This is a genomic window from Pseudoalteromonas sp. C12FD-1, from assembly GCF_037414265.1.
Taxonomy (GTDB): Bacteria; Pseudomonadota; Gammaproteobacteria; order Enterobacterales; family Alteromonadaceae; genus Pseudoalteromonas.
The window spans coordinates 207,010-229,487 of sequence record NZ_JBBEVD010000063.1 but is presented as its reverse complement, the minus strand read 5'-3'; the positions used below and the strand labels follow the sequence as shown (position 1 = coordinate 229,487).

Annotated in this window: 25 protein-coding genes and 1 pseudogene; 15 read left to right on the top strand and 11 right to left on the bottom strand. The window is 40.2% G+C overall.

Translation table 11 applies throughout. From position 1 onward, the window contains the following. Nucleotide 1: 1 nt before the first annotated feature. The 4 genes from uvrB to WDB87_RS09540 all read left to right on the top strand — a co-directional run bounded on the left by uvrB (nt 2) and on the right by WDB87_RS09540 (nt 4,900). A complete protein-coding gene (gene uvrB / locus WDB87_RS09555; protein ID WP_337849747.1) occupies nt 2-1,996 on the top strand; it encodes an excinuclease ABC subunit UvrB in 1,995 nt (664 codons plus the stop codon). Then, the gene (locus WDB87_RS09550) at nt 1,997-2,950 is read left to right on the top strand and encodes a class I SAM-dependent methyltransferase (protein ID WP_337849746.1); all 954 of its coding nucleotides are present in this window, start codon (nt 1,997-1,999) and stop codon (nt 2,948-2,950) included. A gap of 148 nt (nt 2,951-3,098) precedes the next feature. Further along, nucleotides 3,099-3,770 (top strand): tRNA (adenine(22)-N(1))-methyltransferase, encoded by a 672-nt coding sequence (locus tag WDB87_RS09545; protein ID WP_337849745.1) that lies wholly within the window; start codon nt 3,099-3,101, stop codon nt 3,768-3,770. 101 nt (nt 3,771-3,871) lie between these two features. Then, nucleotides 3,872-4,900 carry a hypothetical protein gene (locus WDB87_RS09540; protein ID WP_337849744.1) on the top strand — a complete coding sequence of 343 codons (1,029 nt, stop codon included), beginning with the start codon at nt 3,872-3,874 and terminating at the stop codon, nt 4,898-4,900. Here WDB87_RS09540 and WDB87_RS09535 read toward each other — a convergent pair. Next, nucleotides 4,897-5,139, bottom strand: coding sequence for a hypothetical protein (locus tag WDB87_RS09535; RefSeq protein ID WP_286244773.1), 243 nt, complete (start codon nt 5,137-5,139; stop codon nt 4,897-4,899). The genes WDB87_RS09540 and WDB87_RS09535 overlap by 4 nt on opposite strands. A 196-nt stretch (nt 5,140-5,335) precedes the next feature. Between WDB87_RS09535 and WDB87_RS09530 the strand changes: the two genes are divergently transcribed. Beyond that, on the top strand, nt 5,336-5,785 hold the full coding sequence (locus WDB87_RS09530; protein WP_337849743.1) for a methyltransferase family protein: 450 nt from the start codon (nt 5,336-5,338) through the stop codon (nt 5,783-5,785). Between the two features lie 98 nt (nt 5,786-5,883). On the opposite strand, the gene queC is transcribed toward WDB87_RS09530, so the two are convergent. Further along, nucleotides 5,884-6,540, bottom strand: coding sequence for a 7-cyano-7-deazaguanine synthase QueC (gene queC, locus WDB87_RS09525; RefSeq protein WP_286244771.1), 657 nt, complete (start codon nt 6,538-6,540; stop codon nt 5,884-5,886). A 145-nt stretch (nt 6,541-6,685) separates the two neighbouring features. On the opposite strand from queC, the gene queE reads away from it, so the two are divergent. After that, a complete protein-coding gene (gene queE / locus WDB87_RS09520; protein WP_286247733.1) occupies nt 6,686-7,351 on the top strand; it encodes a 7-carboxy-7-deazaguanine synthase QueE in 666 nt (221 codons plus the stop codon). 254 nt (nt 7,352-7,605) lie between these two features. Here the strand turns inward: queE and WDB87_RS09515 are convergent, their stop codons facing one another. After that, nucleotides 7,606-8,160: a hypothetical protein gene (locus WDB87_RS09515; RefSeq protein ID WP_337849742.1), complete on the bottom strand. Its 555-nt coding sequence runs from the start codon at nt 8,158-8,160 to the stop codon at nt 7,606-7,608. Between the two features lie 577 nt (nt 8,161-8,737). On the opposite strand from WDB87_RS09515, the gene WDB87_RS09510 reads away from it, so the two are divergent. The 3 genes and pseudogenes from WDB87_RS09510 to WDB87_RS09505 all read left to right on the top strand — a co-directional run bounded on the left by WDB87_RS09510 (nt 8,738) and on the right by WDB87_RS09505 (nt 10,069). Continuing rightward, a complete protein-coding gene (locus WDB87_RS09510) occupies nt 8,738-9,229 on the top strand; it encodes a GNAT family N-acetyltransferase (protein ID WP_337849741.1) in 492 nt (163 codons plus the stop codon). Nucleotides 9,230-9,412: 183 nt separating this feature from the next. Continuing rightward, nucleotides 9,413-9,484, top strand: a pseudogene (locus tag WDB87_RS15745) (twin-arginine translocation signal domain-containing protein); the annotation flags it as partial. 87 nt (nt 9,485-9,571) lie between these two features. Then, entirely contained in the window at nt 9,572-10,069 is a 498-nt protein-coding gene (locus WDB87_RS09505) for a lactoylglutathione lyase family protein (protein WP_337849785.1), read from the top strand. 141 nt (nt 10,070-10,210) lie between these two features. Here the strand turns inward: WDB87_RS09505 and bcp are convergent, their stop codons facing one another. Both bcp and WDB87_RS09495 read right to left on the bottom strand, forming a co-directional pair. Continuing rightward, entirely contained in the window at nt 10,211-10,690 is a 480-nt protein-coding gene (bcp, locus tag WDB87_RS09500; protein ID WP_337849740.1) for a thioredoxin-dependent thiol peroxidase, read from the bottom strand. 10 nt (nt 10,691-10,700) lie between these two features. After that, the gene (locus WDB87_RS09495; protein WP_286244766.1) at nt 10,701-11,237 is read right to left on the bottom strand and encodes a glycine cleavage system protein R; all 537 of its coding nucleotides are present in this window, start codon (nt 11,235-11,237) and stop codon (nt 10,701-10,703) included. A gap of 360 nt (nt 11,238-11,597) precedes the next feature. Here WDB87_RS09495 and bamC point away from each other — a divergent pair, with 360 nt between their 5' ends. Continuing rightward, complete coding sequence (bamC, locus tag WDB87_RS09490; RefSeq protein ID WP_286244765.1) at nt 11,598-12,656, top strand: outer membrane protein assembly factor BamC; 1,059 nt, start codon at nt 11,598-11,600, stop codon at nt 12,654-12,656. Nucleotides 12,657-12,727: 71 nt separating this feature from the next. Beyond that, on the top strand, nt 12,728-14,098 hold the full coding sequence (locus tag WDB87_RS09485; protein WP_337849739.1) for a YjiH family protein: 1,371 nt from the start codon (nt 12,728-12,730) through the stop codon (nt 14,096-14,098). A gap of 117 nt (nt 14,099-14,215) precedes the next feature. Here the strand turns inward: WDB87_RS09485 and WDB87_RS09480 are convergent, their stop codons facing one another. Continuing rightward, entirely contained in the window at nt 14,216-14,752 is a 537-nt protein-coding gene (locus WDB87_RS09480) for an acyloxyacyl hydrolase (protein ID WP_286244763.1), read from the bottom strand. Nucleotides 14,753-14,998: 246 nt separating this feature from the next. On the opposite strand from WDB87_RS09480, the gene WDB87_RS09475 reads away from it, so the two are divergent. After that, the gene (locus WDB87_RS09475; RefSeq protein ID WP_286244762.1) at nt 14,999-15,592 is read left to right on the top strand and encodes an MlaC/ttg2D family ABC transporter substrate-binding protein; all 594 of its coding nucleotides are present in this window, start codon (nt 14,999-15,001) and stop codon (nt 15,590-15,592) included. Nucleotides 15,593-15,802: 210 nt separating this feature from the next. Next, on the top strand, nt 15,803-17,140 hold the full coding sequence (locus WDB87_RS09470) for an ankyrin repeat domain-containing protein (RefSeq protein ID WP_286244761.1): 1,338 nt from the start codon (nt 15,803-15,805) through the stop codon (nt 17,138-17,140). Between the two features lie 351 nt (nt 17,141-17,491). On the opposite strand, the gene WDB87_RS09465 is transcribed toward WDB87_RS09470, so the two are convergent. The 5 genes from WDB87_RS09465 to WDB87_RS09445 are packed head-to-tail and all read right to left on the bottom strand — an operon-like array spanning nt 17,492 to nt 21,012. After that, on the bottom strand, nt 17,492-17,935 hold the full coding sequence (locus WDB87_RS09465) for a DUF2069 domain-containing protein (protein WP_004589169.1): 444 nt from the start codon (nt 17,933-17,935) through the stop codon (nt 17,492-17,494). After that, a complete protein-coding gene (gene wrbA / locus WDB87_RS09460) occupies nt 17,932-18,486 on the bottom strand; it encodes an NAD(P)H:quinone oxidoreductase (RefSeq protein ID WP_286244759.1) in 555 nt (184 codons plus the stop codon). Before wrbA ends, WDB87_RS09465 begins: the two co-directional genes overlap by 4 nt. Continuing rightward, a complete protein-coding gene (gene arsC, locus WDB87_RS09455; protein WP_337849738.1) occupies nt 18,486-18,833 on the bottom strand; it encodes an arsenate reductase (glutaredoxin) in 348 nt (115 codons plus the stop codon). The genes wrbA and arsC overlap by 1 nt, the downstream gene beginning before the upstream one ends. A 54-nt stretch (nt 18,834-18,887) precedes the next feature. Continuing rightward, on the bottom strand, nt 18,888-20,345 hold the full coding sequence (locus tag WDB87_RS09450; RefSeq protein ID WP_286244757.1) for a M48 family metalloprotease: 1,458 nt from the start codon (nt 20,343-20,345) through the stop codon (nt 18,888-18,890). 1 nt (nt 20,346) lies between these two features. Then, the gene (locus WDB87_RS09445; RefSeq protein ID WP_004589173.1) at nt 20,347-21,012 is read right to left on the bottom strand and encodes a hypothetical protein; all 666 of its coding nucleotides are present in this window, start codon (nt 21,010-21,012) and stop codon (nt 20,347-20,349) included. Between the two features lie 147 nt (nt 21,013-21,159). Here WDB87_RS09445 and WDB87_RS09440 point away from each other — a divergent pair, with 147 nt between their 5' ends. Together WDB87_RS09440 and WDB87_RS09435 are read left to right on the top strand one after the other, a co-directional pair. Next, entirely contained in the window at nt 21,160-21,378 is a 219-nt protein-coding gene (locus WDB87_RS09440; protein WP_337849737.1) for a hypothetical protein, read from the top strand. Continuing rightward, on the top strand, nt 21,371-22,447 hold the full coding sequence (locus tag WDB87_RS09435) for an AI-2E family transporter (protein ID WP_286244755.1): 1,077 nt from the start codon (nt 21,371-21,373) through the stop codon (nt 22,445-22,447). Before WDB87_RS09440 ends, WDB87_RS09435 begins: the two co-directional genes overlap by 8 nt. Nucleotides 22,448-22,478: the final 31 nt, after the last annotated feature.

The following is a 22,478-nucleotide window of genomic DNA, read 5'->3' as shown; positions in this document are numbered from 1 at the left end:
AATGAGTGATCACTTTGAGCTAAAGTCACAATTTAAACCCGCGGGCGATCAGCCCACAGCGATTAAACAGCTTGAAGAAGGCTTGGAAGCCGGGCTTGCGCATCAAACCTTACTCGGTGCCACAGGCACAGGTAAAACGTTTACTATGGCCAATATTATCAGCGATTTAAATCGCCCTACAATAATAATGGCGCATAATAAAACGCTAGCCGCGCAGTTGTATGGAGAAATGAAAGAGTTTTTTCCTAATAATGCAGTTGAGTATTTTGTATCTTACTACGATTACTACCAGCCAGAAGCCTACGTGGTCGCCAGCGATACATTCATAGAAAAAGACGCCTCTATTAATGAGCACATAGAGCAAATGCGTTTAAGTGCTACTAAGGCTTTGCTTGAGCGCCGCGATACCATAATAGTGGCCTCTGTGTCGGCTATTTATGGATTGGGCGACCCCGACTCATACATGAAAATGATGCTGCTTTTAAAAGTAGGCGAACAGGTCGACCAACGCGATATGCTGCGCCGCTTAGCTGAGCTGCAATATACCCGTAACGACATTGACTTTAGCCGTGGTACTTACCGTGTACGTGGCGAAGTTGTTGATATATTTCCTGCCGAGTCAGATACCTATGCAGTACGCGTAGAAATGTTTGATGACGAAATAGAGCGCCTTAGTATTTTTGATCCGCTTACCGGTGCGGTAGAAAAACACATAGTACGTGCCACTATTTACCCTAAAACGCACTATGTAACGCCACGCGAAAAAATTCTTGATGCCATAGAAAAAATAAAAGCCGAGCTTAAAGAACGTAGAGCACAATTATTAAGTGCCAATAAATTAGTAGAAGAGCAGCGCATAGCGCAGCGTACACAATACGACATAGAAATGATGACCGAGCTTGGTTATTGCTCGGGCATAGAAAACTACAGCCGTTATTTATCGGGGCGTACACCGGGCGATCCGCCACCCACATTACTAGATTATCTTCCTGATGATGCATTGATGATAATCGATGAATCGCACGTCACCGTATCGCAAATTGGTGCCATGTATAAAGGCGATAGAAGCCGAAAAGAAAACCTAGTTGAATATGGCTTTAGAATGCCATCGGCGATGGATAACCGCCCATTACGCTTTGAAGAGTTTGAAGCCATAGCACCGCAAACGATTTATGTATCGGCAACGCCGGGTGATTTTGAATTAGAGCGCAGCGCAGGCGAAGTAGCAGAGCAAGTTATACGCCCAACTGGCCTGTTAGACCCAGAAATAGAAATACGCCCTGTAAGCACCCAAGTAGATGATTTACTATCAGAAATTTATAAATGTGTAGAAAAAGGTGAGCGTGTACTGGTAACTACGCTTACCAAGCGCATGTCTGAGGATTTAACCGATTACTTAAGCGAGCACAATGTTAAAGTACGTTACCTGCACTCAGACATAGACACAGTAGAGCGCGTTGAAATAATTCGTGATTTACGCGCCGGTGTGTTTGATGTGTTAGTGGGTATTAACTTATTACGAGAAGGCTTAGACATGCCAGAAGTGGCACTCGTTGCCATTTTAGATGCCGATAAAGAAGGTTTTTTACGCTCAGCACGTTCACTTATTCAAACCATTGGTCGTGCTGCACGTCACCTCGACGGCCGCGCCATTTTATACGCCGATAAAGTAACTAAATCGATGGAAAAAGCGATTGGCGAAACACAGCGCCGCCGCGAAATACAACACGCCTTTAATATAGAGCACGGCATTGAGCCGCAAGCCTTGGTTAAAAAGATCACCGATATTATGGATGTGGGCGAAGAAGCCGCACCACAAGATAATCTTAAGCTGGTGCGTAAAGAGTCTAAAAAAATACTCAGTGCGAAAGAAATTGCCACACAAATTAAGCAGCTTGAAAGTAAAATGCATGCTTATGCCAGCGATCTTGAATTTGAAAAAGCCGCCTCGGTACGCGACGAAATACACGAACTACAACAACAGTTGATTAACTAAATGACACCCGATTTTTCGCCCCTAATAAGTGCGCTTGAAGATGCGCCATTACTACAAAACGAACTATGCCGCGTATTTCATGGCCGCGGCCATAGCGTGGCATCGCTAAGCCATATTAATTTAGACTTTTATCCGCCAAGCTTATTTTTAATTTCGTACGATGAAATTGACGAAGCTACGTTAAATACACTGACCAGTACCCTTTGGGCATGGGCGCAGCAGCATCACCCTGAGCTTATTACTGCGCTTGTGTATCAACAGCGCGCGGGTGTGCAAAGTAGTAATCGTTTAGTGCATGGTAATCTTCCTTCACCACATGTGGTAAAGGAAAACGGCATTGGTTTTTTAGTGGATTTAACAAGTCGCCAAAACACCGGAATATTCCCCGATATGCGAAGTGGGCGAGAGTTTGTCTCTGCCAATAGTAAACATGCAAAAGTACTTAATTTGTTTTCGTACACGTGTGGGTTTTCACTTGCGGCAATGCAAGGCGGGGCTGATCACGTAATGAATATGGATATGAGCAAAGGCGTACTTAAAGTTGGTAAGCAAAATCACCAGCTCAATGGTTTTGAACGCGGAGTTAGTTTTTTACCGCACGATATTTTAAAGTCGTTTGGTAAATTAAAAAAAGCAGCGCCGTTTGATTTAATTATTGTAGACCCGCCAAGCTTTCAAAAGGGCAGCTTTATTTTAACTAAAGATTATCAAAAGGTGCTGCGCAGATTACCCGAACTACTGTGCGATACCACACAGCTTTTATTATGCGCAAATAGCCCAGAGCTTAGCGAAGATGCGTTTAAAGCTTTAATAAACGAGCACACCCAAGGCGCAATAGAATTTGTTGAGCGCCTTGCACCCACGGCCCGTTTTGTAGAAGTAGACAGCAATAAAAGCTTAAAGGCGTTAGTGTATAAAACGGCGCATACCGCAACTTATACCAATTCGCAATAATACTTAATCATTTTAAGGGGCTAAACGTGTCGCTATCTGTGTTAAAAAACTCTCATTTAGAACAACTAAATAGCGAATTTTTTGCCTAGCTATCAACACGTTTTTCCAGCCTCAAAATAGATCACTTAATTAAGCTAATTGGTATTAAATGAAACTAAGTAAGCGTTTAAACGCAATTAATGCGTTAATTACTAGCCCCGTTGATGTTATTTGGGATTGCTGCTGCGATCATGGTTACTTAGGCATTGCATTATTAAAGCGCCGCGCTGCAAAACAGGTTAATTTTGTAGATGTGGTAGATAAAATAATGGCCGAGCTGAGCGAGTACTTAGCAAATATTAGCCAAACACTGCCAAGTGATACGCAATATAAAGTACATTGCCAAGATGTAAGAGAAATAAAGCTCGTTCCAAATGCATTAAATACTGTGGTTATTGCCGGTGTTGGTGGCGAGCTGTTACTAAAACTTGTTGCCGGCATTATCAAAAACAATTGCGCTGCATCAGTAGCAAACACCCGCTTTATAGTTTGCCCTATACACCATACTTATCATTTGCGCAGTGGTTTAGCCAAATTAGGCTTTGGCCTTGAAAGCGAGCAATTGATCACTGAAAACAACCGCTATTATGAGCTTATAGAAGTAAGCCAACGTAGCACAGCGTTGCTCACACATACCGGTAACAGCATGTGGGATTTAAATACTGCATCGCACAGGCAATACCTTAAACAGTTACTCACTCATTATAATAAAATGCTTAATAAAGATGAGCTTTATTATCAAAAAGTTATAACAGATTATAAAAAGCTCAGCAGCGCTTAAAAATGGCTTATTTAGCGCTAATAGTGTGATCTAATTTAAGGCGCTAAAACGTAACAACAACATAGATTATATCGCCTTACGCGAATTTATTTGGTTTATGTATGTCAGATAAAAAAAGTCGCATTGAGCCGCTGCTCAGTGCAGAGCAAAAATGGCAAAACAGTTACGAGCAGCCAATTTCGTATGCGCCATTAGTGCAACTTGCTAATAACAGCTGGATAGTTCCACAGCATTTTTTACGCTATAAACACACCTTACAAAGCGTTAATCAGGTTCTTGATAATATTGATTTTTCAGCGCACTTTAGAGTGCTTGCTGCGCAAAAAGATCAGCAACTTTATTTACAAGTTGCCGTGCTCAGCCCCGATAATTACAAAACCAGTAGTTATGCGGGAGAGGGCACAGCAAAAAAATTACTGTTTGGCAGACGCTGGATAGTAGAGGAAAACTTACCCACCTCTGAGCTTATTCAAACAGCGTTTTTAGCGCTTAAAATAGCGCGAGAGCACGAGGTAAGAGAGCTGTTTCAACTTACTCACAGCAATAATACAACCAGTACCCCATTTAATAATCATCATGATTTACCGGTTATGGCACAAAATGCAGAGCTCGTTACTGCACACGCGCCGCCGGGCACAGAGATTATTGAGCAGTTATTAAAACGGGTGTTATTTGCAGGTGCTACGGTATCGCTAAGTGCTATGCAGCAAATAAGCTCACAGCAGTGGTTATACACATTAAAATTACACTGTCATACTTGCCAGCTTATTGAATTTAATAACAAAACCTTTGCATTTTTAACCAGTGATAGCAGCGCAAATAGCTTTTTACACGGCCTTATTAATGCCCTGGTTGATATTAGTAATGAGTATGTGAGTGAGCAATTTAAATACCAAGGGTTTGCCCGATTTAGTAAACACAACTCCGTAGAAAAAATAGGGGAGCTTAGTGTGGCAATGCGTTCACCTAAAGTATTGGGGCTTTGCTCGCTTGGAAAACAACATGCAAATAAGCTTAACTTTGAAATAGATAGCTCTCGTGCGCCACAGGGCTGCGGCCAAGCTATAGATGGGTTTTTAGCTGCTCATGGCATAGAGCAGCCAGAAAATGCCCATTTATATCGTTTTTAAAGGCGGTTAATTTCTTCTTTTGTGGAATAGCTTGAGTCTGTCACTATGGCCTCAAGCGTTTGCACGCGCTCTTTTAAGGCAACCACTTGTGCGCTTACCTCGGCCAGTTGTTTATTCGCATCTTGGTTGCTATCTTGCATTTTGTGTTTAAATTCAAGGTGCTTTTTGTACATATCGTATATAACCCCAGAGCCAACCGATATAAGCACAATAAGTACTATCATTGTAGTGCCTGACATAACCACTTCCTTTTATATTCATCGCTTTAGTTGTGTAAAGTATAACCATATTTTAAAGTGGTTAAACCTGACAATTGTAACTTTATTTGTCGATTGGGACAGCGTGTAGTTGTGTTCATCATTGATACATACGATTTATTGTTTAATACTGATAAAACATAAAGTACGTATTTTATAAGTAATACAGTGAGTTGCTATGTTAAATAATAAAATTCCACCGGTTATTGTAGTCTTGGTTTTTGCAGGCATTATGGCTTTAATCGCGCATTATAGTGTTATTGATTTTACAGCGTTTATTACCTATTTAGCAGCAAGCCTGGTAATCATTGGCTGTGTATTTTGTATTGCCGGGGTGGTTAGCTTTAAGCTTGCCCGTACTACAGTAAACCCTAATAAGCCCGAGCAAGCATCAAAGTTGGTAACTAGCGGCATTTATAAAATTTCGCGCAATCCTATGTATGTTGGTTTTGCATTTATTTTAGCAGGGTGGGGTATATGGCTTAGTTCGCTGTGGGCACTGTTATGCATTATTGGTTTTATTGCGTATTTAACGCTTTTTCAAATAATCCCAGAAGAGCGAGCACTAACTAAATTATTTGGCCAAGAATTCACCGAGTATAAAAACAAAGTTAAACGCTGGCTTTAACTTTCAGTAAAAACAAAAAAGGCTATCGAAATGATAGCCTTTTTGCGTTCATCGCTAATAAGTTAACCGTGCTTTCACTGAAAACCCCATAACTAGTGTTATTCGTACTCGATTGGATCAGTGACGTTATTAAGCTTAAATGCCTCTAAACGTTCTTGGCAGGCGCCACATTTACCACAGGCTTTTTCGCGTCCGTTATAACAAGTCCATGTTTGGCTGTAGTCTAAGCCCATTTTTATGCCGTCGGTTAAAATATCAATTTTGGTGTTATTTAGGTACGGGCTAAAAATTTCTACAGCGTCGTAATTCGCAATACGACATACATCATCCATTTTTTGCACAAACTCAGGGCGGCAGTCAGGGTAAATAGCATGATCGCCCGAATGCGCGCCATAATATACTTTGCTAGCTTTTAAAGACACTGCGTAACCAACCGCCAGCGAAAGCAAAATCATATTACGATTAGGCACTATGGTGCTTTTCATGCTTTCTTCTTCGTAATGACCTTCGGGTACATCAATATCATCAGTGAGTGATGAGCCACCAATAAGCTGATTAATTGCTGATATATCTACAATTTTATGTGGAACATTAAGCTTTTTACACACGTTTGCAGCCACTTCAAGCTCTTTAACATGACGCTGACCATAGTCAAATGAAAGGGCATAAACATCATGGCCTTGTTGTAAGGCTTTATTTAATACGGTAAACGAATCCATACCGCCGGAATAAATAACAACTACTTTTTGCGTCATATCTGGATTGCTCTTTAGTTTTAATAGAGGTTTATATCAGGGCGCGATATACTACACGGCCGCAGCTTAAATAACAATTTTTGGGCAGCGCTTTTTCGTCTTTTATAGTAGCAATGTTGCAGCTAGGCAGTAAGTGAGATCTCTTTTGTACAAAATTAATGAAGTGTTTGAAACCATCCAAGGTGAAGCAAGTTTTACCGGCACACCCTCAATATTTTTGCGTTTGCAAGGCTGCCCTGTGGGCTGTGCATGGTGTGATACTAAACAAACTTGGGAAGTAGATAACGTGTACAAAGTATCCCTTGATGAAACGGTAGAAAAAAAAGCCGACTCAGATCACTGGGCCGATGCCAGCGCCGAGCAAGTACTTGAGTTATTTAAATCGCGTGGTTACAACGCAAAACACGTGGTTATTACCGGTGGCGAGCCATGCATGTTCGACTTAAACCCAGTGTGTAACTTGCTGCACGATAACGGCTTTACTACGCAAATAGAAACCAGCGGCACGTTTGAAATACTTGCCCCAGAGCAAACATGGGTTACCGTATCGCCTAAAATAAACATGCGCGGCGGTTACGAAGTACTTACCAGCGCCATGAAGCGCGCAAACGAAATAAAACACCCAATAGCCATGCAAAAGCACGTAGAAGAGCTTGAAGAGCTATTTGCCAAAACAGGTGTTAACCCTAAGCTTGTTTATTTACAGCCAATCAGCCAAAAAGTGTCAGCCACCAAATTAGCCATCGACACCTGTATTGCCAAAAACTGGCGCCTATCGGTGCAAGTACATAAGTATTTAGGAATTAGCTAAAGGGCAAGGGCAGCTGTAAGTGCTTAGCTTTAAGCGATAAGCTGCTCGGCGTTAAGTTATATTACGTAGATACAAGGTTGGGTTGAGTGAAACGAAACCCAACACCACAACTCACTCTTTATATAAACCACTACACCAGCTTATTTAAACACGTAGGTCGGATAAGCGAAGCGCCATCCGACACAAAAAATTGAATACCGTAAAAATAAATTGGTTTCTGCTAAAAGCTCAGCAAGGGTAGCAACGCTTTTTATTTAATCTTTCTTTAGATATTCAGCTACCTCAAGCACTTGCTCATGAGTGCCTGTAGGTAAAAGTTTGTCTACATTGTAGTCGTAGCATAAATACTCTTCTTTACTCCACACTGAAGACGTTTTGCTCCCAACTAAAAGTTTACTGCCACTTGTGCACTGGGTATAACCATTAGCGCGAGCTGCAATTTGCCAAGTTACATAATTCGCAATAAGCGTTACTAATGAGACTACTAGCATTACACCAATAGCTTGTCCTAATTTCATTTTTACTTTTTCATAAATAGGCTTTTTAAATAACTTCGATAAAATATCTAAAACACCGATAAATGACCCCAGCCATAAAACTATACTGCCGGGAATCATTAAAATATCAGCGGTAGACGATATTATTACTGGATAGTTACTATATGGGTATAAAATTCCTTGGATTATTTCCCTAAAAAGGTAAGAAATCATTAGCCAAGTAACACCAACACTTAATAGAATTGTAAACACAACAGCAAATAAAAAAGTAGCGTCGATATTACTAAATCGTTGTTTTAAAGTTTTTACCACGGATTAACTAACTCATTCATAAAATCATTCAGCTCTTTTTGTTTTGATCTTTACGGTTCTGATTATTGACTCAGTATTAGTAGGTTGGGTTGAGTGTAACGAAACCCAACACTATATACCTTTACTCACTCTTTATATTAAGCAACACATTAGCTTATTAAACACGTAGGTCGGATAAGCGAAGCGCCATCCGAAAAGGCTAGTTAATTTCTTCCCCACAGTGATAGCATTTATTTTTTGGCAGGCGATAGCTAGTAGCTGATTGCATTACTTGGTTTTTCTTACACTTTGGGCAAAAGTAATTAATAACATTCACAATTAGCGTGATTGCAAAAATAAAACTGCCAATATAAAACGGGTTTGTATAAAACTGGCTACTCACTGGTGAAAACATAAAGCCAATAATACATATAATCAATGCGACTAAATACACTCTAAACTTGATTGCCTTACTCAAAATTAAATTCTCCTTTTTTATCTTTTTATCTTTTTATCAAATAGATTGGTATTTAGCCACTTAAAGTTTATTTTGGGTATTTTAAAGTGTAATTAAGGATATACGGAGATCAAAAGTTAAATGGAAAAGTACTTACATATAAAAATGTCAAAAGACATAAAGCTCTCTCCTTTATTAGAAAGTGATGCTCCCGATGTTTTAAGATTAGTTAATGAAAACCGTATTAATTTAGCAAAATATCTTTACTGGGTTAAAGGTGTATCAGACATAGCGTCGGCCCATAAATATATTTTTGAACGAGTAAATAGCGGAAAAAGTGGTTCACGATGGTTCAAAATAAACTTTAAGGGTAAGTTTTGTGGTGTATTTGCTATTAAATCAATATGTCCCGATTCGGCAGTTGCTGAATTAGGCTATTGGTTAGCTCAAAACGCTCATGGTAACGGGATTATTAGTCAAATCATTTCAAAAGCTCCGCAGCTACTCACGAGCACTCATGCTAAATTTATCGAATTTAGGTGCCTAGAGAAAAATGCGGCAAGTATAAAGGTTGCGTTGAAATCAGGCGCTCAGCTTGTAGATGTTATACCTAATTTTTTTAGTTGCGGATGATGTATGGCAGAACCTGAATATTTATAGAGCCGCAGTAAAATAATAAATATGTTCCAACCATCATCACAAAACGTAATCATAAATATCATATTTGATAATTTTTTGTCCTCACTACATTCATTTATTATGGCTAATTAATCCCCTTTAATTACTTTTAACGCCCTTGCCGTTAAGGAACATGCCATGAATAAAAAAGAGTTAAACCGTAGAGACTTCATGAAGTTATCGGCAGCAGGGTTGGGTGCTGCAGCACTGCCTATGCTGTTTACAGGTTTAAATGCTAATGCCAACCTGCAAGTGGCTGGTAAAGGCGGGCAAGAAAATGGCTTAGCCGATTCGCCAATGCCTTACCCGCGCACGTTTTCGCATATTGGTGTGTCAGTGCCAAACTTAGAACAAGCCGTTAAGTTTTACACTGAGCTGCTAGGTTGGTATTTAATTATGAAGCCTACAAAAATAACAGAAGATAAATCACCCATTGGTGAAATGTGCACAGATGTATTTGGTGCTGGGTGGGGCAGCTTTAAAATAGCTCATTTATCAACAGGTGATAGGGTGGGCGTTGAGTTATTTGAATTTAAAAATCAGCAAAACCCTAAAAATAATTTTGAGTATTGGAAAACGGGGATATTTCATTTATGCGTACAAGACCCTGATGTAGAAGGCCTCGCTGATAAAATAGTGGCTGCGGGCGGTAAAAAGCGTATGAAAGCGCCGCGTTATTATTACCCAGGAGAAAAACCATACCGCATGATTTACATGGAAGACCCGTTTGGCAATATTTTAGAAATTTATAGCCACAGTTACGAGCTTATATATTCAAGTGGCGCATATAGTTAATTAACTATGTAACGTGCAGCTGTACTCAAACAAACGTCAATAAAAAAGCGTTGCCCTAGAGCAACGCTTTTTTCTATTTTTTGATAGCTGATAGCTGATAGCTGATAGCTGATAGCTGATAGCTGATAGCTGATAGCTTACTTATTCCGCCGCTAAGTAATCCAACACCACTTGATGATGATCTTTGGTTTTAAATTTATCAAATAAGTGTTTAATTTTACCGTCTTGGCCTACTAAAAATGTTAGACGGTGAATACCATCGTACTCTTTACCCATAAACTTTTTGTAGCCCCATACACCAAATGCTTCTGCAATGGCGTGATCTTCATCAGCTAATAAATCAAAATTAAGTTCTTTTTTAGTTTCGAAGTTTTTAAGGCGCTTGATTGGATCTGGGCTAATACCGACAACACGGGTATTAAATTTAGCAAGTTCACTTTGTTGGTCACGTAAGTTCTCGGCTTGAACCGTACACCCTGGTGTAGAGGCTTTTGGGTAAAAGTACACCAGTACTTGTTGCTCTTTTAACAGCTCGCTTAATGTGACTGTTTCGTCGTTTTGGTTTTGTAAGCTAAATTCTGGTGCTGTATCACCGGCTTGTAATGGACTAATTTTGTTCATGCTGTGCTCCTTAGCGAATTCGTTTAAAAATATAATCTACGTTAAGACTGTGCGAAAGGTTTTCAAAGGTCACTTTAAATTGGTCTATATCAACCTCTACTGGAATATTAAACTCAATTTCGCAGCGCATTTTAGTGTCGCTTTCTTCATCGTAGGTGTCTGACTTTAATGAGCAGATACTAATGTGGTGATCGGCAAAAAAACGCGTTACTTTGCTTAGTGTACCTGGGGTGTCTATCCCAGTGTATTCAAGGGTGTAGCCTGCGCAAAACTCACTTTCGGTGTGGCGAGTGGTACTGCGCTTCATCATGGTGAGTAGGCCCAGCTCCATGCCTTTAGTAGGCAAAGTGTGCTCTATGCGGCTAATGGCCGACATATCGCCGCTCAGTAGCATGGTAAAAGTAAATTCGCTACCTAAAATGGCTATTCGGCTATCTACTATGTTGCAATGACAATCACTTACAAGCTGAGTAAGTTCACTTACAATTCCCGGTCTATCTTCGCCAATAGCGGTTAAAACAATTTGATGATTTGAAAATGCAGTCATGAAGTTTAATACCTACGTTTTTTGAAATATAACAACCGAGTTGGTATAGCCCTTTGCCCATACAATACGTTGCATGGCGGCGAAGTTTAACACAAAAAGTGCTCTAAACTACATAGGTGCTTAATTAAAGGCGCTTTATAGCATTGTGTTCCTTGTTTTTACAGGCACAGGAAAGTACCATAGCTAAAATTTGTCTTTTTGTTGTTATAGATTTTATAACACCAAGGTGTGAACTTTATTGCAATTAGACAGCCAAATAATAAATGTAAAGTTAATGTTGATTTTACACTGAACCAAATTCGGTATTACCCACTCATATACGTGTAAAACAATTAAAGGGTATGCTAAGGAGAAATATCTGTGCAGTATTGGATCCCAAAAGCACTTGCAGTGAGTGTATTGGTAAGTTTATCAGGGTGTAATGTTTTTATTAATGAAGCGCACAACGAACGTAATTATCGTACCCACGAAGGTGTTAAAACTCCGCCATCGTTATCGCAACCCGCGCAAGATCCGGTTTATAAAATGGATGTGGGCCAATACGATAACAATCCTGAGGCAACAAACTATCGTCCACCAGCACAGGTTTTAACTGTTGCTAAAGGTAGCTGGGTAGAAGAGGGCGACAAAAAAGCTCGCGTTTACTTTGATAAAAACGACGGAATAGTTGATTTAGATGAATTTGTTTGGGATTCAATTAAAGCGGTTATTGCCGAAAGTAATGCAACGACCACAAAAGAAGATAAGCTACTTGGTATTATCGAAACCGATTGGTATGCCATAATTAAAGCGGAAGAAAGCTGGTTATGGGGCGATGAGGTAAGCGAAAACCAAGAGCGTTTTAGATTCACAATTGAAGAAAAATCGCATCAGCGTACTGCGTCGTTGCGCGCTGAGCTTATCGATTTTAAAGGCGATGACACCTTAACCGATTTGCTTAAGCAGCAACTAGAAGTGCGCGCGCTTAACCAAGTTGTGGCTGAGTTTGATTACCGCTACCGCCAGTTAGAATTAGAAAACCGTAAGCGCCAAGGAATTATCTCGCTTGAAATGGGCTTTGATAACAAAGGCAATGCTGCACTTGTTACTGAGCAATCATACGATGCAGTATTTGATCGTTTCTCGGGCTTTTTAGAGCGTTTATCGTTTACTATTGTTGAGATTAAAACTGACACTGGCTTAATAACTGCCGACTACAACAAGCCACAAAGCAGTGTATGGGATTCAATTTGGGGCGACGAAGTTGCGCAGCTTCCTATTGAAGAAGGGCAATACCAAATTTTAGTGAGTAAAACTAAAGAAGGCGGTACAAGTTTGACCTGGATGGACGACAAAGGTGAAACACTTGAGCCTGGTACCATGAACGGTTTACAGCAAGCGTTAGAAGCAGCACTTATACAGCGCGGCATTAAAATTTAAATAATTAATAATAAACTTTTACTACAAAAAGAGCGCTTTGCTCTTTTTGTAGTTTTTATGGGTTAAAAAATATGTCTCAGTTACCTCCTCGCACACACTATACGTGGCGCACTTGGTTTACTTTTTTAGTACCGTCGTTAATTGGTGTTTTTTTGTTTATGACACCTATTCCTACCGCCGACGGGATGACCATTCCTATTGCGTTAATGGCTAAAGGCGTGCAAGCGCTTATGGCGGGCTCCGCGCAAGCTATTATTACCTTAATTATTTGTATTACTGGCGTTATGTCGGTGATCACTAGAGTATTTAAACCCGCCGCTATTTACCAGTCGCCTTTATTAAAACACTTGTTTGATGTAAGCATAATTTGGCTGGTAGTGCGCTTATTTGGTATGGCATTTGTGCTAATGACCCATTTAGGGTTAGGGAGCGAGGCAATTACCTCAGCAAACACAGGCGCTTTGGTATTAAATGATTTATTACCTGTGTTGTTTTCGGTATTTATACTAGCCGGCTTATTACTGCCATTATTAATTAATTTTGGGTTATTAGAGCTTGCAGGCACCATGCTTACAAAAATTATGCGCCCAGTATTTGGCGTACCAGGGCGAAGTGCGGTTGACTGTACTGCGTCGTGGTTAGGTGATGGCAGTGTAGGCATACTTATGACTGCAAGGCAGTACGACCAAAAACACTACACGCAACGTGAAGCGGCTATTATTGGTACTACGTTTTCGGCGGTTTCAATTACCTTTAGCTTAGTGGTTTTAGGCCAAGTAAAATTAGAGCACTTATTTGCCCCATTTTATGCCACCGTGTGTTTAGCCGGTGTGGTTGCCGCTATTATTGTGCCGCGTTTACCGCCACTTCGTTTTAAAAAAGATTTACTCATTGATGGCAGCGAGCCAAATCGCGATGCAGAAGCTATTCCAAATGGCAAAACCTTAGTGGGTCATTCGCTGGATGTTGCATTAGCTAAAGCCAATAATTCATTAGGTTTTAAAGGTACTTTAAAAGAGGGCGTGCATAATGCCCTTGATATGGTGTTTGGTGTACTGCCTGTTGTAATGGCCGTAGGAACATTTGCACTTATTATTGCTGAGTACACGCCGGTATTTCAGTATTTAGGTATGCCGTTTGTGCCATTTTTAGAGTGGTTACAAGTACCCGAGGCACAGGCCGCGGCACAAACTATTATGGTGGGATTTGCCGATATGTTTATTCCGTCAATTTTAGCTGCGGGCACCATTGAAAGCGATATAACGCGCTTTATTATTGCCGCAATGAGCGTAACTCAGCTAATTTACATGTCTGAGGTTGGCGCACTTTTACTGGGCAGTAAAATACCGGTAAATATTGTTGAGCTGTTTGTTATATTTATTTTACGTACACTTATTACGTTGCCGGTTATTGCCTTAATGGCGCATTGGTTAGTTGGCTAGTAGCGTATTTTAATTATAAAAAGCCCTGATTTATCAGGGCTTTTTTACTAGTTATTTCAATTTACCCTAATGCTTAACATTTTTAAGTGGTAAATTGATACTCGTTGCGAGGATATACTAAAAGCGCCTTGCGACTGAAAGCGTTAAAAAGTTTAAACCCGGGTTAGGCTCTTTAAATCCGGCGTTTGAGTAATGAATAACCCGAAGCGCTACGTTAGTGTGGCCAAAGTCTGCAACTAGGCCAATACGGTCTTCAAATTGATAGTGAGTGCTAATGTTTTTACCCGCAAATTTAGTCTCATCAATAAGCGATACACCAATACCTGCCTCAATATAAAATGGGGTATTATGAAAACTAAAAGCAGGAAATTGCAGCACGGGCGACATAGCCAACACAAGATTAGATTGCGAGTTGTCACCATGGCGGTATTCCCACATATTAACGCTGGTTTCAAAATAAAAGCGCGCATCGCCTACTAAGTTTTGTAAGCTAGGGGCATGATATTGATAAGCCAGCTTAACGCCATTCACGTTGCCTTCGCCTTTGAGAATATCTACGGCGTAACCGTGATTAGACTGTGCAAACGCCGATTTACCCCATACTGAAATAATTAAAAATAAAGTAATAGTGAAAGTTTTATATACCGTTTTCATAACTGCCAAATTGCTGTGTGAGTCGAATTAGTAATTAAATGATAAGGGCGGGGTATTTACATTTTCAATGAGGACAAAATACCGCTTGTTTATGGGGTGTTAACAGGGGGTACTTAACTGACTGAAATTTAATAGTTTATTTTATTGGTGCAAATTTGGCATTAATAAGGTGCTTTTTTGTGTCTTTTTTTGTGAGTTAAAATCGCGTAATTTAGCTACATCTTAATCACACACATGGTCACGCTTATGAAACTTTTTAACACTCTATTTATTGCTGCTACCTTATTTAGCAGCGCGTTATTTGCGCAAACATCGCAGTCACCTCAACATATGCTTGAGGGCGTTGCAGATACGCTTTTTAGCGACATTGCTAAAGTAAATGCAAAAGGTGATGCGAGCAAAGCCGATATGGCGCGCATTGTAGAGACGCGTTTAATGCCAAATATAGATATTAAGTTTGTGTCGTTTAAATTGCTTGGTAAACACATAAAAGGTATTGAGCGTGAGCAAGCTGTTCGCTTTATTGATGCAGTAGAGCATTACTTAACAGGCACTTACGCAGGTGCGCTTATGAAGTACACCGGCCAGCAAGTGGTATTTGAACAAGATACCGCTAAAAGTGACTCTGAGTACGCTACGGTTAAAACGCAAATTATTGAGCCAAACGCGCCTGTAATTGATCTGCATTTTAAGCTGCGCCAAGGTAAAGACCAACAATGGAAAGTATACGACATTGTTGCCGAAGGTATTTCGCTTTTAAGCGCTAAGCAAAAAGAGATTATTCAACGTATTTCTGATGTTGGCTTAGAGCAAGTAATTAGTGAACTAAAAAATAAATAGTTCACTCCCTGATTAAGACCCCCTCCAACCAAAAAAGCAGCCGCACTTTAGTGTATTGGCTGCTTTTATATTTTCTTAATATTCATCTACTTTAAGCTCGCAGCAAAAAAAAGGTGTGATAGAATATCACCACGTCGATTAAGCGTGGTGTCAGCTAAAAACTGCTATAACTGACGCCTCATCAAGCTACACTGGAGTTGTGCTGTTTTAATGGAAAATGTACTGATTTGGCCAAAGGAATACCCATTACTTATTAAAGGACTTGTAGAACAAAACGGTGCCTTTATTTTAGATGCTTTAGAAGCTTGGCCTGCATGTCGTTCTACTATTGAAGATGACGGTGTATGCACCACTGTGCTACCACCCATTTACTATTTGATATGGTTAACCCCGCTTGAACCTTTTGAAGAGTGTTATTTTCAGCATATTAGTGAATATGACGAAGATGCGCACGCTTACATTGCTGCTGTCAAAAATCATTATTTAGATAACGAATACACCAGCGAGTCCATGGCACTAATGCTGTGCCAGCGCTTAGAAAAATACGCCAGTGTGGCGGCGCAAAACGCACTTGATACGCCCCTTTCGTTGTTTAGCTTATTATTTAGTAAACGCTATTTTTCGTTAATAGAGCATGCCCTAAACAGTGGTAGCAAATTAAGTGCACACGATACACTAGCGCTCTGGCAAGAAGTTGATTTTAGAGAGCGTTTAAGTGCTTTTTTACCTGAATCGGTCGCCGATTTAAATGAACTTACAGAGCTTGCCAGTCAAAAAGTAGCAAACGGTAAAGACTATTTTACGCTATTAACGCAAGTATCGCCTGATGTTGATTCTATTGTATTGCTTGAAAAAGCATTACTTGCTCATTTAAGTCAAAAAAGCGCAAAGCAAACCATGGCGATGCGTTTTATTGAGCAAGGTGCTACCGGTACCTTGGCTGATGAAAACAATAAAACAGCATTTATGTGGGCAGCCGAAAAAGGCTATGTAAATGTGATAGAAACATTGCTTTCTAAACAAGATCAAAAAGCGCAAGACACTTTAGGTAATACTGCACTGCATTATGCAGTACTGGCCAAAAACGAAACGTTAATGGTGTTATTACTAAAAGCAGGCTACGACTTTAGAGCACGTAATAACGAGGGTTTAAGCTGTTACCGGTTAGCAGTAAGTATTAAAGCAACTAATTTAGTTAAATGCCTTGAACGTGACTTTGGTATAAAAGAGCTTTCGCCAGAAGGGCAATTTAACCGTATTAAAAAGGTGCACGCCTTACACGCAATTGTCACTATTTTATTGCCATTGCAGCTCTATTTCTTTTTTGATGAAAGCATTGCCATAAAAAGTGAACTGACTTTAATTTTTACATTGATTGCATCGGTGTGTTTTTTCTTTGCGGCGAGCTTAAAGCGCTGTGCGCTCTATCCGCATATAAAGCACCCGTGGGGATTATTTGTGTTGCGCGTTTTTTCGTTGTTGAGCTTAATAGCACAGCTTGGATTAGCCAGTATAGTTGCTCTCGCTGCGCTGAGCGAACTGGTATAACGCTTAGCAAACTAAAAGCCTAAAAAAACGCGCTTACATTGTTATGTTAAGCGCGTTTTTTTGTATGTATAAGCTATTATATCAATCCGCAATAATATCTAATCATTTTGCGGGGCTAAACGTGTCGCTATCTGCGTTAAAAAACTCTCATTTACGACTGCATGGATGCAGAAGGTAGAGCAATGCAGGAGCAATTGCCGAGAACAACTAAATAGCGAATTTTTTGCCTTGCTATCAACACGTTTTTCCATCCTCAAAATAGATCACTTACTTATGCGGATTGGTATTATTTCAACTTTCAACTTTCAACTTTCAACTTTCAACTTAAATACTTAATTTTGCGAATAAGCATTATTTATTGTATTCGTTAGCAGCTTTTTCCTCTGCGAGCTCTTCTTTAAGCTTACGTATTTTTAAGCCTTGCTCTTGCCCACGGTGCCTTGCGTAATACGTGCAGCCAATAAACATGGCAGAGGCAAACACAAGCTCTAATAACACCCATATTAGCTCATCAGGTGCAGCCCATAACATGGTCAAGCCGTGTATAAAGTACAACATAACAACAAAGTTAGCCCATGCGTAAGTGTAGGTGTTGTCTTTAATAAAGCCTCTTAAGGGCAACAGTAAAGGAATAATAGGCACAAACAGCGATACAAAACTTGCGTTGCCATTTAGCGGAGGTACAAAGTACATCCACAGTGGAAATAAAAGTAATAAACCCACATAGCCAAATATAGCGGTGCGCTGAAATTTTACAGTAATCGGCTTTTTAGCAGGGGTGTCAGCGGTATTCATTGAAGTTTTCTCGCAATGTGAGTAAGGCGTTTACCAACGCTTTGGCATATTTTAATTTCATCTTTACTTAAGGTATTAGTATTGCTGCTGCCGGCTACATGCGTCGCCCCGTAAGGTGTGCCGCCAGTTTGCGTGGCTAGTAGCTCAGGTACTTCGTAAGGTACCCCTAATAACATCATACCGTGGTGTAGTAGCGGCAATGATAAATTAAGTAAGGTGGCTTCATTTCCGCCATGCATACTGCTTGACGATGAAAACACACAGGCTGGCTTATCTATTAATTGACCTTTTAGCCACAGATCGCTGGTGGTTTCCCAAAATGTTTTTGCTTGCGATGCCATCATACCAAAGCGGGTAGGGGTGCCAAAAGCAAGGCCGTCACAATTGATTAAATCATCTTTGGTAATGACTATATCGTGCGGATTTTTAGCAACAAAGGTACGCAACTCGGCTGTGGCACCCTGTTGTTCTATAGATTCGGCTATTTCGTGCGCCATAGCCTCAACCGAGCCATGGCTTGAGTGGTACAGCACAACAATGCGGGTCGTCATTATAATACGCTTAATACGTTTTCAGGCGGGCGGCCAAGGGCTGCTTTACCGTTGTTTTGTACAATAGGGCGTTCAATAAGTTTAGGGTTGTCTACCATGGCGTTTATTAGCACTGACTCGTTGGTTTCTTCTTTTAGGTTAAGCGCTTTGTATACATCTTCTTTTGTGCGCATTAGCTGGCGAGCTGAGCTGAAGCCTAATTGCTCTAAAAGTTGGCTAATTTGTTCATGGTTAAGCGGTGTTTTTAAATACTCTACTACGCTTGGTGTTACGCTGTTTTGTTCAAGTAATGCTAGAGTTTCACGCGACTTAGAACAACGTGGATTATGATAAATAGTAACTGACATACAATGAGTTCCAAAATGTAATTTGCCGCTATTTTAGGGCAAGCGCTGACAGACTTAAAGTCTTGCCAGCTCTTTTTGTAAACGGCGATACTGAGTAAGCAAGGCTTTTAAGCGTTGTTGTTTAACCAGCTCAGTGGGTTCTACGAAGTTAAGTGCTTTTTGGATTTCGTCTGCGGCTTTAATATACGCGCCATATTGCGATAACACATCAGCATTGGCTTCGTGATAAGCTGCAAGCTTGTCTTGTTTTTTATAGGCATCGGCTAATAGCTGTTTGCCTAAGCTATGATCAGGCTTTTCAAGTAAAAAGCTTTTTAAAATATTTTCAGCTAATTCAAACTGCTCAGCCTCTAGTGCCGCATTTGCATAATTTAAAGTAATAACTTGGTTGTTAGGGCGATAGTTGTTTAGTTCAGCCAAAAACTTTACGGCTTCGTCGGCTTTTTTTTGCGCTATTAGTAAATCGGTATGGGTATCGATATAAAATAAATTTTTAGGGTTTTGCGCTAATAGCGGCTCTAAAATTTCGGCGGCTTCATCTAGTTTATCTTGATCAAGTAAGCTTATGCCCAAGCCGTATTTAAGCGCGGTATTGTTGTAACTGTTTTCGCGCATTAACTTTTTAAACAACGCTTCGGCATTTTCGGGTTTGTTGGCATAACGGGCAAGTACACGGCTTTTTGCTAAATTAAACTCAAGGCTTGGGTTTAAATGGCGTACAGGGTATTGCTCTGCACGCAGGCGTACGTCAGATACACGGCTCTCTGGTAAGGGGTGAGTGAGTAAAAAAGCGGGTGGCTTGTACTTATATCTTATTTGCGCTGCAAGTTTAGTTAAAAACTCACTCGATGCGCGGGCGTCAAAACCGGCGTTATTAAGGGTTTGCATACCAATTCTGTCGGCTTCTTGCTCGGCAGCACGGCTGTGAGTTAGTTGGCTAAACGCAGCTTGAGTTTGGTTAGCCGAAATAATAGCAATACCTGCATCGGGAGCAACAACGGTGGCTAATATACCGGCTATCATGCCTGCAATCGTCAGTGCGCTGTTGTCTTGCTGTTGCTGAATACGACGAGCTAAATGGCGCTGAGTTACGTGCGCTATTTCGTGCCCAAGTACAGAGGCAAATTGGCTTTCGTTATCTGATTGCGCAATAAGCCCAGTATGCACACCAACATGCCCGCCGTAAAAAGCAAAGGCGTTAATTTCGTTGTTATTTACCCAAAAAAACGAAAAAGGAAAACGCACGTCGTTTGCATTAGCTACTAGTTTTCGGCCAAGTGTGGTTAAGTATTCGTCTAAAACGGGGTCGTTTACTACCGGTGATGAGCCTCTTATTTGCATCATCATCACTTCGCCAATGGCTTGTTCTTTTTCAAGTGGCAAAACTTGTAGCGCAGACGTGCCTAAATCGGGTAGCGTAAAGTTTGTTTGTGCCTTTAACGGCTCACTAACCAGTAGGCTAAAGGTAAGCGCGGCACTGCATAAAGTGATAAAGGCTGATTTTAGCTGCATTTTATTCCTTGTTAATTTGTTCACCAATGGCAATTTTTGCTATGTCAATTTCATCGCTGCTTGCACGGCTGTCTTTTTCGCACAATTGGTAGAGTTCTTTTATTGTGACTCCATCAAGCTTTACAACGTTCAATTCCTGTTGCAAAAATTTAATAATTTTATGTACTACCTTATGTGCATGTAAAATAATGGCTTTATCGGCCTTGTCGCCGCGCTCAAAATAAAAGCCAATAAACTTATGGAGCTGATTTATGCGGATCAGGTTTTTCATTGAATGCGGATCCCATACTTTAAACTCCATAAAGCGGTTATCTTTAACGTACTGATCAATAATAATGTCTTTAGCATAGGGTTGCGCCCAAAGCTCAAAGCCACGGTCGGTAAATACTTGGTGCAGTGCTATACGCGGCTTATGCTTGGTGTGTATTTCACCAAAATCATCTTCATAGCCATCAAGTAAGTCTAAGTTCCAATTGCGTTTATTAATTAAGCTTTTTACAGCATTATCAAATCCGTGCTCCAATATTCCTTCAGACTCACTGACCGAAGAAGCAACAAGATGATAAAAAGGCGGGAGCTCTCCCCAGTTTATCTGCTTTTTGTACCAATTAATCTCTTTGAGAGTTGGATTACTAGGTAGTTGCGCTTTATTATGCGTGCCAGGCATTAACTTATCCTTACTGCTAATTATGGTATAAGGATAAACCATTGCAGGGGTGGTTTTAAGAAAAAGTTACTGCTGTTCACATTTTATAAATACAATGACCGACAATATGCGACTTATTATTCATTTTACTTAGCGGGTAAAGTAGTTATGTTAGAGTGCGATTTAAAAAAATTTAAATGCCCACAACAGTTTGTACAATTTAAATTAGCGCTTCGTAGTGCGCAGTCAACTAATAAGGCAATAACGTTTAGTATAAATAACGACGAAAGCGCAGATGATATTACGCGTTTTTTAACAAAAAATGCATATACATATAAATTTGATCAATACCAAGGACTAATACTAGTGGAGCCATTGCATGTTTGAATACGTTAAAACATGGTACGAAAGGAAATTCTCAGATCCTCATTCAGTCACCTTACTTTTTTTACTCATTGCCTCTGTGGCACTACTGTACTTTTTTGGCTCGTTAATTGTTCCTGTATTAGTAGCATTAGTGATTGCTTATTTACTTGATTGGCCGGTGGTGCACTTAGAGCGCTTTGGTTTAAAACGTTTTAGTGCCACTGTTATTGTGATGCTGATATTTACCGGGGTTATGCTTACCCTTATTTTGGTTATTGGCCCAGTACTTTGGAAGCAAACTAGTAATTTAGTACAAGAAACCCCGCACATGGTAGAGCAAGGGAAGTCATTTTTAATGGCCTTACCACAGCAATACCCTAGTTTAATAAATGCCGAGCAGGTCCAAGCTATTGTAGCCAGTGTAGAGGCCAAGGCGTTGGAGTTTGGTCAAGTTATCGTGTCGTTTTCACTCACTTCGTTAAAAGATGTTGTGGCATGGCTTATTTATTTGGTGCTTGTACCTTTACTGGTATTTTTTATGCTTAAAGACAAGCTTGAGCTTACAAGTAGTGCCGCTAAGCTTATTCCGCAGCAGCGCCGGTTGATTTTGCAAGTGTGGCACGAAATGAATCAGCAAATAATGAATTATATTCGCGGTAAAGTATTCGAAATTTTAATTGTGGGTGGCACCTCGTTTATTGCCTTTACTGTACTTGATTTACGTTATGCAGCGTTACTTGGTGTACTGGTTGGGTTTTCGGTTTTAATTCCGTTTGTTGGCGCTGCATTAGTTACCATACCGGTTGCAGCGGTGGCGTTATTTCAATTTGGTATCGAAACACAGTTTTGGACGGTGTTAATAATATACGGAATTATTCAGGCGCTCGATGGTAATGTATTAGTGCCCTTGTTGTTTTCCGAGGCGGTTGACTTAAACCCGGTATTTATAATTGTTGCAGTACTATTTTTTGGTGGCTTATGGGGATTTTGGGGCGTGTTTTTTGCTATACCTTTAGCATCACTTGTAAAAGCATTAATTAATGCCTGGTCATCAACACACGAAGAAATAGCAAAAGAGCTGGCAGAGTAACGCAATATACTTTTAGTTTAAAAAAGCATAG

Excerpts from the sequence above, each read along its gene's own strand:
- uvrB (WP_337849747.1), top strand. The coding sequence starts at position 2 with ATGAGTGATCACTTTGAGCTAAAGTCACAATTTAAACCCGCGGGCGAT.
- WDB87_RS09550 (WP_337849746.1), top strand. The coding sequence starts at position 1,997 with ATGACACCCGATTTTTCGCCCCTAATAAGTGCGCTTGAAGATGCGCCA.
- WDB87_RS09545 (WP_337849745.1), top strand. The coding sequence starts at position 3,099 with ATGAAACTAAGTAAGCGTTTAAACGCAATTAATGCGTTAATTACTAGC.
- WDB87_RS09540 (WP_337849744.1), top strand. The coding sequence starts at position 3,872 with ATGTCAGATAAAAAAAGTCGCATTGAGCCGCTGCTCAGTGCAGAGCAA.
- WDB87_RS09535 (WP_286244773.1), bottom strand. The coding sequence starts at position 5,139 with ATGTCAGGCACTACAATGATAGTACTTATTGTGCTTATATCGGTTGGC.
- WDB87_RS09530 (WP_337849743.1), top strand. The coding sequence starts at position 5,336 with ATGTTAAATAATAAAATTCCACCGGTTATTGTAGTCTTGGTTTTTGCA.
- queC (WP_286244771.1), bottom strand. The coding sequence starts at position 6,540 with ATGACGCAAAAAGTAGTTGTTATTTATTCCGGCGGTATGGATTCGTTT.
- WDB87_RS09510 (WP_337849741.1), top strand. The coding sequence starts at position 8,738 with ATGGAAAAGTACTTACATATAAAAATGTCAAAAGACATAAAGCTCTCT.
- WDB87_RS09505 (WP_337849785.1), top strand. The coding sequence starts at position 9,572 with ATGCCTTACCCGCGCACGTTTTCGCATATTGGTGTGTCAGTGCCAAAC.
- bcp (WP_337849740.1), bottom strand. The coding sequence starts at position 10,690 with ATGAACAAAATTAGTCCATTACAAGCCGGTGATACAGCACCAGAATTT.
- WDB87_RS09495 (WP_286244766.1), bottom strand. The coding sequence starts at position 11,237 with ATGACTGCATTTTCAAATCATCAAATTGTTTTAACCGCTATTGGCGAA.
- WDB87_RS09485 (WP_337849739.1), top strand. The coding sequence starts at position 12,728 with ATGTCTCAGTTACCTCCTCGCACACACTATACGTGGCGCACTTGGTTT.
- WDB87_RS09480 (WP_286244763.1), bottom strand. The coding sequence starts at position 14,752 with ATGAAAACGGTATATAAAACTTTCACTATTACTTTATTTTTAATTATT.
- WDB87_RS09475 (WP_286244762.1), top strand. The coding sequence starts at position 14,999 with ATGAAACTTTTTAACACTCTATTTATTGCTGCTACCTTATTTAGCAGC.
- WDB87_RS09470 (WP_286244761.1), top strand. The coding sequence starts at position 15,803 with ATGGAAAATGTACTGATTTGGCCAAAGGAATACCCATTACTTATTAAA.
- WDB87_RS09465 (WP_004589169.1), bottom strand. The coding sequence starts at position 17,935 with ATGAATACCGCTGACACCCCTGCTAAAAAGCCGATTACTGTAAAATTT.
- wrbA (WP_286244759.1), bottom strand. The coding sequence starts at position 18,486 with ATGACGACCCGCATTGTTGTGCTGTACCACTCAAGCCATGGCTCGGTT.
- arsC (WP_337849738.1), bottom strand. The coding sequence starts at position 18,833 with ATGTCAGTTACTATTTATCATAATCCACGTTGTTCTAAGTCGCGTGAA.
- WDB87_RS09450 (WP_286244757.1), bottom strand. The coding sequence starts at position 20,345 with ATGCAGCTAAAATCAGCCTTTATCACTTTATGCAGTGCCGCGCTTACC.
- WDB87_RS09445 (WP_004589173.1), bottom strand. The coding sequence starts at position 21,012 with ATGCCTGGCACGCATAATAAAGCGCAACTACCTAGTAATCCAACTCTC.
- WDB87_RS09440 (WP_337849737.1), top strand. The coding sequence starts at position 21,160 with ATGTTAGAGTGCGATTTAAAAAAATTTAAATGCCCACAACAGTTTGTA.
- WDB87_RS09435 (WP_286244755.1), top strand. The coding sequence starts at position 21,371 with ATGTTTGAATACGTTAAAACATGGTACGAAAGGAAATTCTCAGATCCT.